This is a genomic window from Thioclava pacifica DSM 10166 (assembly GCF_000714535.1).
Taxonomy (GTDB): Bacteria; Pseudomonadota; Alphaproteobacteria; order Rhodobacterales; family Rhodobacteraceae; genus Thioclava; species Thioclava pacifica.
Window position 1 is genome coordinate 1 of the sequence record NZ_AUND01000016.1, and the last position, 11,729, is coordinate 11,729.

The window sequence follows — 11,729 nt, forward strand, 5'->3', positions numbered from 1 at the left end:
CTACGACCAATTGATTAACAGTCTAAAATCTACGTGTCTCGAAGCGTCGCAAAGTGTAGCGATTGAATGAGAAAAAATCCTTATTAAGCAGATATTTGTTGCGCTTTGATACGCTTCGAGCGTATCAAAGGGTATCGAAGCGTGTCAGCGAAAAACGTTACCCCAGTGTTACCCCAGAGGACAATTTGACTATGGCAAGGGCGCTTACGACCAAGGCCGTTGAGGCCGCAAAGCCGGATCCGGAAAAGCGATACGAGCTCCCCGATCCGGCGCTGGCCGGTCTTTACCTGGTCGTGCAATCCAGCGGGGTTAAGTCGTGGGCGCTTCGCTATCGGCATGCTGGCAAGCCTAAGAAACTGACCCTCGGCCGATGGCCGTTGATGGGCGTCGCCGATGCGCGCAGCGCGGCTTCCGAAGCGCTGGAGAAGATTGAGCGCGGGAAAGACCCGTCTGCGGAGAAGAAGCGCACGAAGGCGGCAAGGATCGAGGCGCAGCTATCTGATCGGGACAAGGTGAAGACCCTGCTCGATCAATACGAGAAACGCCACCTCAATAGCCTGAAATCAGGCGCGACCGTGAAGCGCGAGCTTGACCGCTTCGTCGCTGCGGAGTGGGGCGATCGCGATATTCACGAAATCACCAAGCGCGACGTGATCGACCTGTTGGACGTGATCGCAGACAGCGGGCGGGTGGTCACGGCAAACCGGGTCAGGGCTTATCTCTCCAAGTTCCTAAACTGGTGCGTGGAGCGGGACATTCTGCCGATGAATCCGGCGACCGGCGTGAAGCCTGTGGCCAAGGAAACGAGCCGCGACCGCGTGCTGTCTGACGACGAAATCCGTTGGCTTTGGCAAGCCTGCGACGATCTGGGATTCCCGTGGGGGCCGTTCACGCAAACCCTGTTACTCAGCGGGCAGCGGCTGGGCGAGGTGGCGGGTATGACCGATAACGAGGTGAGCGGCGACCTATGGCATCTGGACGCCAAGCGCACGAAGAACGGGCGGGCGCATGACGTGCCGCTCTCCAAGGCTGTGCGCGACGTTCTGGCGGGCGTGGCGCGGATCGAGGGCAAGCCGGGGCTGATCTACACCACGACCGGCGAAACGCCTCTGAGCGGATTTCACAAGGGCCGAAACCATGTGGCCGAGAAGATGGCCGAGGTGGCCGAGCGGGAGACGGGCGAGCCTGTCGAAATTCCGCACTGGACCTTCCACGACCTGCGCCGCACGGCGGCAACCGGCATGGCGCGGCTTGGCATCCCCGTGCGCGTCACCGAAGCCGTATTGAACCACGTCTCAGGCACGGGCGGCGGGATCGTCGCGGTCTATCAGAGGCACGACTATGCGGACGAAAAGCGAAAGGCTCTCAACGCTTGGGCGCGGCTGGTGCGGGAGATCGTCACCGGCAAGGCGGATAACGTGGTGCGGATTGAGGGGGCGCGGTGATGGAGTATGACAAGTTCCTCGACCAGTATGACGAACTCCTCAACCGCTCGAACTTGTCCGCAGAGGAGCGCCGAACGCTACAGGCTGCGTGGGATGCGATCGAAGAAGAGGTTGGCGCCGAGGCGGTGACCGGATGCAGCCCACACGACCGTTGGATGCTAGACCACTCAGTTTTGCAATATTGTCGTTCGATTCGCCGGCCGAAGGTAGCCCTCAAGGATGCGAAGACCGCAGCCGCCAGCGCGAAATCGTTCCGGGCGAAAGCCGAGAAGATCAGGGCAGACCTGTTGGAACTCGCGCACGGGTTCGATGGCATCTCGGATGCAGGGCTCAATCTCGCTGCCTGCGGGGCTTTCGACGCCGCGGCACCGGCGCTCAAAGCGGCGCGTGAAATGGAACTCGCCGCCGAACAGATGGTAGCGGCCGCCCGGGCCGCGTTCCCACGACCGAGTAGAAATGAAGCCCGGCGGAAATTCGTTCGCGTGATGCTGTTGGCTGACCTTCTCCCGTTGGAGGATTTCAACCTCAAGAAAGCCGCTGTCGTGGCGGTCGCCCATGTCGTCGAGGGCGAAATCGGATCCGGGGAGGGGGAATGGCTGCTCCCCATGATGCGCGACGTCCTGAGTGAGCACGGCTTGCATGCTTCAACTGACGGAATTCATTGGCAAGAATGAAACTCGGAAAAGTTTCCGAGATGCCTTTTTGATCGCTTGTTTACTTTTCGAGATGCTCCGAGACGTTGAGATCAAAAGGAGCAACATCGTGTCCAACCCAGACCAACTGATGAGTTCGGGGCAAGTCCGAGAAATCTTCGGCGGCCTTTCTCGCGCAGCGCTCTATCGCTGGGAGAACGACGATCGTCTTGAATTCCCCAAGGCAATCGTGATCGGCAATCGCAAGTTCTTTCGCAAGAATGAGATCGTCGAATTCCAACAGAAACGGGCAGGCATCAAAACCGTTCGCTGTTCGTCGACTGACGGGGATGGCGGTGATGCATGAGCAGCACATTGGGAAGTGCGATCCGCAAAGTCGCCGGTCACGACCCGGAGGCCTTCGCCGACGCCGTCACGCGTCGGCTTCTCGAATTGCCATACGGGTCTGGCATTCGGGCATTGGTAGATGCTCTGAGCGATCTGCGTGACGGCGGTTCGATCGATCAGGATGCGCTAAGGGGCGCGCTAGAGGCGGCCGATGCAGCGGCGCAGGATGCGAAGGAGATCTTAATCGGAACGCGCGAGCTTGGGCGACGCTATGGCGTGAGCGCGAGAACAGTCTGGAACACGGTGCAGCATCAGGATGGATTTCCGAAGTCGTTTCGCACGCCGTCGGGGCAGTGTGTTTGGCGTCTCTCCGAGGTTGCGGCATGGGAAGACTGCGGGGGCCAGGAATGAGCATCAAAGCCATGAACTGGGCAATGGCGCTGCGCGGGGTCGAAATGTCTCCGGTCCAGCGGCTCGTTCTCTACGTCCTCTGCTTCCATCACAACGGGAAAACAGGGCAATGCAATCCTGCGATGAAGCGAATTGGCGATGAAGCTGGCGTCACCGATCGAGCTGCCCGGGAGGCGATGCGAGGCCTCGAACATATTGGCCTCGTCCGGTCGGAAAAGCGAACCAATGAAAGGGGGCAGGCGGCGAACAATTACGTTCTTTTCGGCCGCGTAGTGAACAAGAGCGGGCGGAACCTCCGTTCCGGCACCGGGCGGAACACAGGTTCCGGCACCGGGCGGCACGACAATACCGCCACTGATGCTGAATTCAGTGGCGGAACGCCGGTTCCGCCGAACAGGAAAGGGATAGATTCCGACGCTGGTCGGGCCGAAACGTTCGGAGAAGACGGTCCAGACTCTGAAGGGCAAGAATTATCACAGGTCGCGGCAGATGAGGCGCCCTTGGGCGCGCCTCATCCTGAGACGGAGGTCTGATGATGCACCCGGCTAGGGCGATCCTCCTAGATCATGATCTCGAACGGCTGCTTCGGGCTCATAAGGTGACGAGCGAGGAGCTCGCGAAGATGCTTTCGCCCAGCGCGCCGCCGAAGCCCGAGGCGAGAGACGATCCTGCGGCCGAGCGGCGTCGAGTGCGAAACGAAGCGCTGATCGCCTGCGCAGATCGCCTTGATCCGAACCGCGACCGGTCGATCCTCTCGATCCACGGGGAAATCAAATCGGCCTTTCGGGCGGTGAACTCCAAGGCGCAACCGAGTGGGCGAGGGATCGAGCCGATCGTCTGGAATCTGCGCAGCCTCAGGGCCGCTGGAATGGCGAAGCCAATCCTCGGCTATGATGCTTTCCGCACTCTTCTTGTCGAAAATGGATGGCCAGCGCGTGGCAAATTCGCGCGTGTCAATTGCTAGTTTACCTATCCTAGCAATTTCGGAGCGCTCGGATCAGGGGCAGCGTCAGGGGAAGCCGAAGAGGAGCCCCACCGATGCCAGATCCAAAATTCAACAGCCGAAAGCACCTGACCAAGCTGCGCGATATCCGTGACAAGAAGCGCTCCGAGGCGCTCGCCGCCTCGAAGCGGCGAAACGAACTGCTCGGAGCTCTCGCCGCCGCGCGGTCTGACCTCGCCAAGATCGCACCGGCTGACCTCGACCTCGGCAGCGTGGGGAAGCGCATCGCCGAGACCATGAAGGGGCGCGGAATGCGCGATCAGGCGAAACAGGCCGAGGCGATCGAGGCGCGTATCGCCGAGATTGAGCCCGAGGCCGAAGCCGCCAAGGAGGCCGCGGAGAGCGCCAGCGCGATCGCGCGGCAGGCCGCCCAGACGTATCAGACGGCCCACGAATACGCGGTGGAGAAGGGCCTCCCGCTCCCCATTGAAACGAAAAATCGCCGAGTAGATGAATAATCCAATGTTCGGACGTAAGATCGATTTGAAAAGCATCGAGGCCGCGACCAAGGTCGAGCAAGCTCGCACGACGGTTTACCGCCACAAGGCCGAACTGGCCGAGCTGAAAAACTCGGCCCCGCCCGAGAAGGAGATCGCGAAGGCTCTCGACGCCGCGCTCGATCGCCTCGCCGACCGTGGGCGCGACGCCCTGCCGGTGCGCGGTCTGGTCTCCCCCGCCGGGGCGCCAAACTGGAAGCCCGAGCTCACCGACGCCGACCTGCTCGGGCTGATCGTCGCCGTGGCCCGCGACCAGGTGCGGGCTCTGGTGATCGAGAAGGCCGAAGCGGCGCTCGGATCGCGCAAGTCCATGTCGCCCGCCGAACGGCAGAAGAAGGTCGACGCGGTCAAAGCCAAACTCCTCGCTGCCGAGATCGAAGAAGAAAGCCTCATTCGTGCGGCCGAGGATGGCGGCGTCGAGGTGCTGCGCCGGGCCGATGCCGACCCCCGAGCGACGTTGGGGGTGTGACCATGAAGAATTCGCGCGGGTTTTCGAGACCCCTTTCCCGCGCAGGGCGGCAGTTCCCGGCGCGAGCTCTATCGCGCGAACATGCGCCAGCGCGGGCGAGACCGCGCACGTCATTCGGGCGGTGTCCTGCTGGCGCGTCGTTGTGCCGTCCGAGGGGAGGGGGCCGATGCGGCCTCCTCCCGACCCACCCCCCGGTCAAGGGACCGTATCAGATTTTCGGCCTGCAGCGACGCACCGCGGCCCCGGTATCGCTGCGTTTTTCCGATCCAAAAAAACTCGTTTCCGTTTCCGCAAGCGAGGTGTCGTGATGAATCTGGCAGATCAAGAGATGAGCGGCGCGCAAATCGCTCAGGCTGCCGGTCGAACTGAACGATGGGTCCGGCAGCTTGCGGCTCGCGGCGTGATCGAGCGCACCCGGCGCGGGTATTACTCGACCGCTTCGGTTCTCCGTGGTTTTACCCAATACTTCGAGGATCAGGTCGCGGCGCGCGAGGTGCCGACGACCCGGCAGCGCATCGACGAAGCGAAGGCGCGCGAGGTCGAATTGCGGCTCGATGCCAGAATGCGCGAGATGATCCCCCAGAAGGAGGCGCGCGAAGCGATGGACCTTCTGGTCGACATGACCGCCATTGAGCTCGCCAAAATTCACACAAAGTTCCACGACCCCGTGCGATCTCTGATCAAGGCTGAGGCGCTTGCGGGCATCGAGCGCATAAACGCCGCTCTTCGCAAGGCCAAAGCCTCCATCGAAACGGGTGAAAAGATTGAGGGGCGCCCATGACAGTCTTCAATCTTTCCTGCCCGATCGCCGTCAAGCACGAAGACGGCTCCGAGCACTCGATCCGGGCACTGGTTCTGAATGTCGGAGCGGCCGAGGTGGTCGCATTGAAACGGCTCAGCGAGAGCGCGCCGCCGAGCATGAAGCTCGCACGATCCACGATCGATGTTGCCGCCGGACTTCCCCCGTCCACTGCTGAGTTACTCGATATCGACGACGTCAACGACGTTCTCGATATCGTCCAAGCAAAAGTCGACGCCGTCGTCGCGAAATTCAGGAGGGCAGCACCATGACCCGCAGAACCTCGCAGCTTGTCGTCGAAATGATCGACCGCGTGTCGGGGTCGGCGAAGAGGATCGGACGCAGCATCCGCGGCGTGAACAGCGCGGTAAACGACAGCACGAAGGGCGGCGTCACGGTGCAGGAGCGGCTTCACGCCGCGATCGCGCGCAACGATGCCGCCCTTTCAAGGGCCAGAATGGGAATCCTCGACAGCGTCGGGGCCTATTACGCGCTGAAAGGCGCGATCGGCGGCCCGGTGCAAGCCGCCCGCGAGTTCGAAAGCTCGATGGCCGACGTCAAGAAGGTGGTGAACTTCAAGACGCCCGAGGAATACAAGCAGTTCGAGAAGGACCTGATGGACCTCTCGACGCAGGTTCCGATCAGCGTCAACGGCCTTGCGGCCATTGCCGCGGCGGCGGGCCAAGCCGGGATTGCCGGTGAAGACCTCACCAAGTTCACTGAGGCAGCGGCCAAGGTCGGCACCGCATTCGATATCTCGGCAGACGAGGCCGGGGCCGGAATGGCGAAGCTGATGACGGGTATGGGGATGTCGATCGACGAGGTCGTCTCGCTCTCTGATGCGATGAACTACCTGTCGAACAGCCAGGCATCGAGCGCGGCCGAAATCCTCGACGTGATGAAGCGCGTCGGCGCGACCGCGAAACAGTATGGCTATTCGGCCAAAGAAGTTGCGGCCTTCTCGTCCGCAATGATCGCCTCCGGCGCTCCGGCCGAGGTCGCGGCGACCAGCTTCCGCAACATGGGGCGCGCCCTGACGAAGGGCGAGAGCGCCACGAAGCGTCAGCGTCAGGCGTTCAACGACCTCGGTCTTGATGCTGGCAAAGTCGCGAAGCGGATGCAGGAAGATGCGGTCGCGACGACGATCGACGTTCTCGAGCGCATTTCGAAGCTCCCGAAGGAGACGCAGGCGGCCGTCTCGTCCAACCTCTTCGGCGACGAGGCGCGGGCTCTGGGCCCGCTCCTGACGAACCTCGATCTCGTGAAATCGTCGATGGGCCTTGTGGCCGACGAGTCGAAATACGCCGGGTCGGCGTTCAAGGAATTCGAGGTGCGTAATGCGACCTTCGATGCCAAGGTGCGCCGCTTCGACAATACGATGGAGAAGCTGAAGATCACGATCGGCTCGGCCCTTCTCCCTGTCCTGTCCGATCTGATGGACAAGCTTGCTCCGATTGCGGAGTCGATGGCCAATATGATCGACGCCCATCCGCAGATCACCGCTGGGATCATGTCCGTTGTCGGGGGTCTGGTGGCACTCAAGGGGGCCATTGGCGTCCTCAGGTTCGTGGGGCTCCTGGGCAAGGGCGGGGCACTCGCCTTGATGGCCCGCGGTCTCGGCCTTGTCGGGAGCGCCGCCACCGCTATGGGCGCGAGTGTCTCGGCCGGGGCGGCGACTGCCGACGCCGCCCTTGCTGCACTCGAAGCCAAGACCGCCGCCCGTGCGCGCCGCCTCGCTGCTCTGAAATGGGGCGGGATCGGCCTCGCGGCGACCGTCGCCCTGACGCCCACCACCGCGAACACTGATCGAATGACCGGAGAGAGCGAAAGCGACATGCTCAAGCGCTCGGAGGCGGGCTTCGCCGCGCTCACCCCCGCGCAGCGTCAAGCGGCGGTCGATGCGGAATATGCCGCCGCTTCGGGCGGGAAGATCCCGGCAGAGGCGGCACGAGAGAAGGTTGCTTTGCTCCGGTCAGAGGCGGTCGACGTGCGCGCCACCATTGCAGAGCTAAAGGGCGATATCGACAATCTCGGAAACGGCCCCATGACGTCCGTCATGGCCGCCCCGCTGCGCGACCAACTGGACGCACGAAAGGGCGATCTGGCAGAGCTCGAAACGAAGATCCGGGACGCAGAAGCGGCGGCTCAGGCGCTCGGCGCGGTATCGGTGGAGCCAAAGGTTCGAACGTATTCCATCGACGCGGCGATTTCTCGTCTGGCGGTCCTCGCGAAGAGCTTCCGCGCGCTTCCCTATTCCGCCCAGGTGCAAGCGCCCGCGCCCGCCACCTCCCAATTCCCGCTCTCGGGCAAGCGCGCCAAGGGCGGGCCGATGAGTGCCGGTGGCGCGTATCTCGTGGGTGAGAACGGGCCGGAGGTGGTGACGCCTTCGCGCGGCGGCTTCGTGCATCCTAACGGCTCTGGAGGTGGTGGCGCTCGCTTCGGCGATATCCACATCTCGTTCGCCCCGGTGATCCAAGGGGGCGGCGACTTCGCGTCGATGATGGACCGAGTCATGCGTGAGTTCGAAGACAGAATGCGCATGTCGCTCACGGGCGTCATGGCCGATCTGCCGGGGGGCATGTGATGGCCCATCCAATCAACCGAAATTTCACAAGGCGGGCCGCGGTGGTCGCGCCGAACAAGAAGGAGGCCGCAATGGCGCTTCAGAACGGTCCCGCGGCCGAAACCGCGGATACGTCCCTCGATCTCAAAAAGCTTGTGCCGCTCGCACTTGCCCGCATTGAGGCAATCATTCGCTCTCCCGAAGGGAAGGCGAACCCCGAACTGGCGGTGAAGCTGGCGACCGATGGCGTTCCCGCCGACGAGGCGCTCGCGAAGCTGCGCGCCGCTCCCAATCTGGCATAAGGAGGCCATCATGACGGTAAGTTTTAGCGACCCCGCGTTCAGCGTTTCGACCCTCTCGGCGCTCGTGAACGAAGAGAATTTCGTCCCGTCGCGGATCGAAAAGCTCGGCATTTTCCGCTCGAAACCGATCTCGACGACGAAGACCGCGATCGAGAAGAAGAACGGCGAACTCAAGCTGGTCCCGCCCAGTCCGCGGGGCGGCCCCGGATCGACCGTGAAAGACGGAAAGCGCAGCCTCGTCGAACTCGCTGTCCCGCATTTCGAGGTGAATGATGCTTTTTATGCCGAGAGCATTCAGGACAAGCGCGAATTCGGCACCGAAGCGACCCTGAAATCGGTCACGGTGGCGGTCTACGAAAAGATGCTCGCCGCGCGCAACAACCTGTTGGCGACCGAAGAGCATGCCAGGATGGGCGCGATCAAGGGCGTGGTCACGTATGCCGATGGTTCGAGCCTCAACCTTTACGACGAGCTCGAGGTGACCGCTCCCGACAAGACCTGGCTGGACCTCTCGAACAGTGCCGCGACAGACGGCGCGCTGCGCCGGGCCTGTTCCGGTGTGGTGCGGAAGATCATGGACAAGCTCGGCGCATATCCGATGACCGGGGTTCACGCTTTCTGCGGCGATACTTTCTTCGACGATCTCATCACCCACCCCGAGGTGCGCGAAACCTACCGCGGGACCAGCGAGGCCGCCTTCCTCCGGTCGGGCTACGTCAATGAGGAAGCCCCCGGCGCCTATGCGGCGTTTTCCTTCGGCGGGATCATCTTCGAGAACTATCGCGGCGGCGCGGATGCGACCTTCGTCGCGCCGACGGAATGCCGGGTGTTCCCGCTGGGCGTCCCTGATCTCTTCATCAGCGCTTATGCCCCGGCCGACTACATGGAGACGGTCAACACCGAGGGCGAGCGCTTCACGGCAAAGATCCGGCAGATGGCAAACGAGAAAGGCGCGAACATCGATGTGCAAATGAATGCGCTGCAATATTGCTCGCGCCCCGAGTTGCTGTTCGAACTCTCCTCCGAGGCTGATCCGGCGGCATGAGCGGGATGATTGAAGACAGCGGGAAAGGGGCGCCGATGGTGCCCCTTTCTTTCCTTTGCCGGGTGATCGCGCGATCCGAAGACACGGCGCGCAAGCTCGCCGCCTCTGGCGTGTTCGAGATCAAGCGCGGGCAGGTCGATCTGCGCGCGGCGGTGGCCGGAATCATTGAGCACGAGGTAAATAAGCGCGTCGAGAAATCGCGCACCATCAGGAAGAACTCGAAGGTGGTCTGGAAGCGCCGCGCCGAGCTTCAGCGCGATGCGGACGAGCGCCGCGACCTGATGGTCGAGCAGTTCGAGATCGCCGACCAGATCGTCGCCGTGCTCGACGGGATCGACGCTGAGCTGCCCCCGGCGGTGCGCGAGCATGTCAGCGGCCTCTCGCGCCTCTCCCGCCGTCTGCGGGGGCTCTCAGCGCCCCGAGGCTGACGATGGGGGGGCGGGGCCGCCGGGCCCCGCCCAAAAGCCGACGAAACCCTCCTCTTGCTGGCGCGTACCAGGCGACCCATTATGCGACCATCGTTGAATGACTGATGGTGATAGAATGGATTTTGGCCTCAAAGAGATTGGTGAAGCTCTGGTTGCGGGAAAACAGGGGCTGGACTTGCTCCGGGGCGGAACGGATTACGTTCGCGGCCTAAGGTCTAAAGACGACAAGCCAGCGCATCTTTCGCCCGAAGAATTGTCTGATCTATACGAGCGACTGTTTCGCGCTCAGAATGCGCTCTTGGAGATGAACGGCCTTCTAAGAGATGCGCAGGACAAAGCGAGAGAGGCGGACCAACGTAACTCGAAATTGCATAGATATGAGCTGCAGCAACTGGCGCTGGGAGGGTTTGTAAGGAGACTTAAGGAAGAGTTCCGCGATCAGGAAGCTGACCACATGGTATGCGCCACGTGCTTCGAGAAAGGCTTTGCATTTATCCTTCAGCCATCGGGATACGTGGTCCAATGTCCTGTGTGTAAAGGGGTGATCGATATGGAGAGTGCCGAGCGCCCCAATCCACGTCGCAAAGGTATCGTCTAACGTTCCGAAGCTTGTTCTTGCGCCGAGGCGATGATCTGCTCGACGAGCGCATCGAGAACCGGCTCGTCATTCCCGAACACCTCCCTGACCGCTGCAGCCAGCGCCGCAATCCCCGCGGGGCCCGACGCCTTGGTTTCGACGAGGGCGCGGAAAGCGGCGGCTTCCTGTTCACCCTCAGGCCGATCATCAAGCAGGGCCTCGCGGGCCGTTGCCCAGGTGCGGAACGCGACGAGGGCAGGATCAACACCGGGCAGGGCGGCGATATCGGCCATAAACGGCGAGGTTGAGAAGGTGGCGGTGGTCAGTTCTGCGGCGGTTTCGGTGTTCATCGGGTGCATGGTTTTCTCCTCTGCTTGCACCCTCGATGATCCAGAAAAAAACATTATATGTCAAATTGTTGGAAGATTTCCAACTTTGATATTGGAGCTTTTCCAACGGCCTTTTGCGGAGGTTGAACTGTCGCTCCTGGAGGGTTGGAAATTTCCCAACAGGGTGCGGAGAAGATGCGTCGAATCGGCACGCTGAATTAGCTGAAACATCTATCGCGTCGGAACGCAGAAGCGAGGTCTTGCAGCCGCGGATGGTCACCAATTCCCTGCGTCGAACTCCAATGGATCGCCATAGTGCCGCTTGCCAGCGGAATCGACTGCAAATGGTTTGATGCGGACCTTTGCTGGAAGGTCCGTTGTGCGGATCGCTTCCGCGAGATCGCGGTAGCCAAAATGTCGCGTGGCGATTTCTCCATCCGACAAGGTGGTCGGCGTGGCCGTGTCTGCGAAACCCGGATACGACCGCATAAGTGCCAAGGTCCTGTTTCCCGGCAGCTCTAAGCCGAGGTTCGTGACGGTCACATTCCGATGGCCGGTATTAGTGGCGGTGACTTGGAAAAGGGGATCGCCCACGTGCCCGTCATGGTAAGCAGGCACCGCGGAGTTGATCGACAGCTGCAAATTGCGCGCGCTTTTCCGTCGCGCATCCAAAAAATTGTAGATCGAAAGGACAGTGCCAATAGTGCCGAGCAGAAGCGGCAGAACGTTGCGCGCGATCTCAAGAGCAGACATGGGACAAACCTCCAAACCTAAAGAGATTTTGTTACCCCAGACGTTACCCCGGAGCAAAAACGAGAAAAGCCCCCGAAGGGGCAATCTCATAAGTCTCTGCCATATCAGGGATTTTTGGCTCCGGCGGT

Annotated in this window: 16 protein-coding genes; 14 read left to right on the plus strand and 2 right to left on the minus strand. The window is 61.8% G+C overall.

The genetic code is table 11. The features are described from left to right. Window positions 1–191 precede the first annotated feature (191 nt). From TP2_RS09075 to TP2_RS09145, 14 genes are all read left to right on the plus strand, one after another. Window positions 192–1,445: a tyrosine-type recombinase/integrase gene (locus TP2_RS09075; RefSeq protein WP_038076416.1), complete on the plus strand. Its 1,254-nt coding sequence runs from the start codon at window positions 192–194 to the stop codon at window positions 1,443–1,445. After that, window positions 1,445–2,119 (plus strand): hypothetical protein, encoded by a 675-nt coding sequence (locus TP2_RS09080; RefSeq protein ID WP_038076418.1) that lies wholly within the window; start codon window positions 1,445–1,447, stop codon window positions 2,117–2,119. Before TP2_RS09075 ends, TP2_RS09080 begins: the two co-directional genes overlap by 1 nt. A gap of 88 nt (window positions 2,120–2,207) precedes the next feature. Next, window positions 2,208–2,444, plus strand: coding sequence for a helix-turn-helix transcriptional regulator (locus tag TP2_RS18290; RefSeq protein ID WP_169739519.1), 237 nt, complete (start codon window positions 2,208–2,210; stop codon window positions 2,442–2,444). Further along, a complete protein-coding gene (locus TP2_RS09090; protein ID WP_038076422.1) occupies window positions 2,441–2,836 on the plus strand; it encodes a helix-turn-helix transcriptional regulator in 396 nt (131 codons plus the stop codon). The genes TP2_RS18290 and TP2_RS09090 overlap by 4 nt, the downstream gene beginning before the upstream one ends. After that, window positions 2,833–3,369: a helix-turn-helix domain-containing protein gene (locus TP2_RS09095; protein WP_038076423.1), complete on the plus strand. Its 537-nt coding sequence runs from the start codon at window positions 2,833–2,835 to the stop codon at window positions 3,367–3,369. Before TP2_RS09090 ends, TP2_RS09095 begins: the two co-directional genes overlap by 4 nt. 505 nt (window positions 3,370–3,874) lie before the next feature. Continuing rightward, entirely contained in the window at window positions 3,875–4,297 is a 423-nt protein-coding gene (locus TP2_RS09105; protein ID WP_038076427.1) for a hypothetical protein, read from the plus strand. A 25-nt stretch (window positions 4,298–4,322) separates the two neighbouring features. Further along, window positions 4,323–4,805, plus strand: a complete 483-nt coding sequence (locus TP2_RS17980; protein WP_157617086.1) for a hypothetical protein — start codon at window positions 4,323–4,325, stop codon at window positions 4,803–4,805. Between the two features lie 307 nt (window positions 4,806–5,112). Then, window positions 5,113–5,586: a hypothetical protein gene (locus tag TP2_RS09115; protein WP_038076430.1), complete on the plus strand. Its 474-nt coding sequence runs from the start codon at window positions 5,113–5,115 to the stop codon at window positions 5,584–5,586. Further along, a complete protein-coding gene (locus TP2_RS09120) occupies window positions 5,583–5,876 on the plus strand; it encodes a hypothetical protein (protein WP_038076432.1) in 294 nt (97 codons plus the stop codon). The genes TP2_RS09115 and TP2_RS09120 overlap by 4 nt, the downstream gene beginning before the upstream one ends. After that, entirely contained in the window at window positions 5,873–8,188 is a 2,316-nt protein-coding gene (locus tag TP2_RS17985; protein WP_051692407.1) for a phage tail tape measure protein, read from the plus strand. Before TP2_RS09120 ends, TP2_RS17985 begins: the two co-directional genes overlap by 4 nt. A gap of 71 nt (window positions 8,189–8,259) precedes the next feature. Continuing rightward, window positions 8,260–8,469, plus strand: a complete 210-nt coding sequence (locus TP2_RS09130; protein ID WP_038076434.1) for a hypothetical protein — start codon at window positions 8,260–8,262, stop codon at window positions 8,467–8,469. 10 nt (window positions 8,470–8,479) lie between these two features. Then, a complete protein-coding gene (locus TP2_RS09135; protein ID WP_038076438.1) occupies window positions 8,480–9,514 on the plus strand; it encodes a major capsid protein in 1,035 nt (344 codons plus the stop codon). A 35-nt stretch (window positions 9,515–9,549) separates the two neighbouring features. Further along, entirely contained in the window at window positions 9,550–9,942 is a 393-nt protein-coding gene (locus tag TP2_RS09140) for a hypothetical protein (protein WP_157617087.1), read from the plus strand. 115 nt (window positions 9,943–10,057) lie between these two features. Further along, a complete protein-coding gene (locus tag TP2_RS09145) occupies window positions 10,058–10,540 on the plus strand; it encodes an RING finger protein (RefSeq protein WP_038076445.1) in 483 nt (160 codons plus the stop codon). Here the strand turns inward: TP2_RS09145 and TP2_RS17990 are convergent. Beyond that, window positions 10,537–10,878, minus strand: coding sequence for a hypothetical protein (locus TP2_RS17990; RefSeq protein WP_051692409.1), 342 nt, complete (start codon window positions 10,876–10,878; stop codon window positions 10,537–10,539). The two genes, TP2_RS09145 and TP2_RS17990, sit on opposite strands and share 4 nt — an antisense overlap. A 246-nt stretch (window positions 10,879–11,124) precedes the next feature. Then, window positions 11,125–11,601, minus strand: coding sequence for a hypothetical protein (locus TP2_RS09155; RefSeq protein WP_157617088.1), 477 nt, complete (start codon window positions 11,599–11,601; stop codon window positions 11,125–11,127). Window positions 11,602–11,729 lie beyond the last annotated feature (128 nt).

Bases quoted from the DNA above. Each gene is read 5' to 3' on its own strand.
- TP2_RS09105 (WP_038076427.1), top strand. From the start codon at position 3,875: ATGCCAGATCCAAAATTCAACAGCCGAAAGCACCTGACCAAGCTGCGC.
- TP2_RS09115 (WP_038076430.1), top strand. From the start codon at position 5,113: ATGAATCTGGCAGATCAAGAGATGAGCGGCGCGCAAATCGCTCAGGCT.
- TP2_RS09080 (WP_038076418.1), top strand. From the start codon at position 1,445: ATGGAGTATGACAAGTTCCTCGACCAGTATGACGAACTCCTCAACCGC.
- TP2_RS09140 (WP_157617087.1), top strand. From the start codon at position 9,550: ATGGTGCCCCTTTCTTTCCTTTGCCGGGTGATCGCGCGATCCGAAGAC.
- TP2_RS09095 (WP_038076423.1), top strand. From the start codon at position 2,833: ATGAGCATCAAAGCCATGAACTGGGCAATGGCGCTGCGCGGGGTCGAA.
- TP2_RS09120 (WP_038076432.1), top strand. From the start codon at position 5,583: ATGACAGTCTTCAATCTTTCCTGCCCGATCGCCGTCAAGCACGAAGAC.
- TP2_RS09155 (WP_157617088.1), bottom strand. From the start codon at position 11,601: ATGTCTGCTCTTGAGATCGCGCGCAACGTTCTGCCGCTTCTGCTCGGC.
- TP2_RS09090 (WP_038076422.1), top strand. From the start codon at position 2,441: ATGAGCAGCACATTGGGAAGTGCGATCCGCAAAGTCGCCGGTCACGAC.
- TP2_RS09075 (WP_038076416.1), top strand. From the start codon at position 192: ATGGCAAGGGCGCTTACGACCAAGGCCGTTGAGGCCGCAAAGCCGGAT.
- TP2_RS09130 (WP_038076434.1), top strand. From the start codon at position 8,260: ATGGCGCTTCAGAACGGTCCCGCGGCCGAAACCGCGGATACGTCCCTC.
- TP2_RS17990 (WP_051692409.1), bottom strand. From the start codon at position 10,878: ATGCACCCGATGAACACCGAAACCGCCGCAGAACTGACCACCGCCACC.
- TP2_RS09135 (WP_038076438.1), top strand. From the start codon at position 8,480: ATGACGGTAAGTTTTAGCGACCCCGCGTTCAGCGTTTCGACCCTCTCG.
- TP2_RS17985 (WP_051692407.1), top strand. From the start codon at position 5,873: ATGACCCGCAGAACCTCGCAGCTTGTCGTCGAAATGATCGACCGCGTG.
- TP2_RS09145 (WP_038076445.1), top strand. From the start codon at position 10,058: ATGGATTTTGGCCTCAAAGAGATTGGTGAAGCTCTGGTTGCGGGAAAA.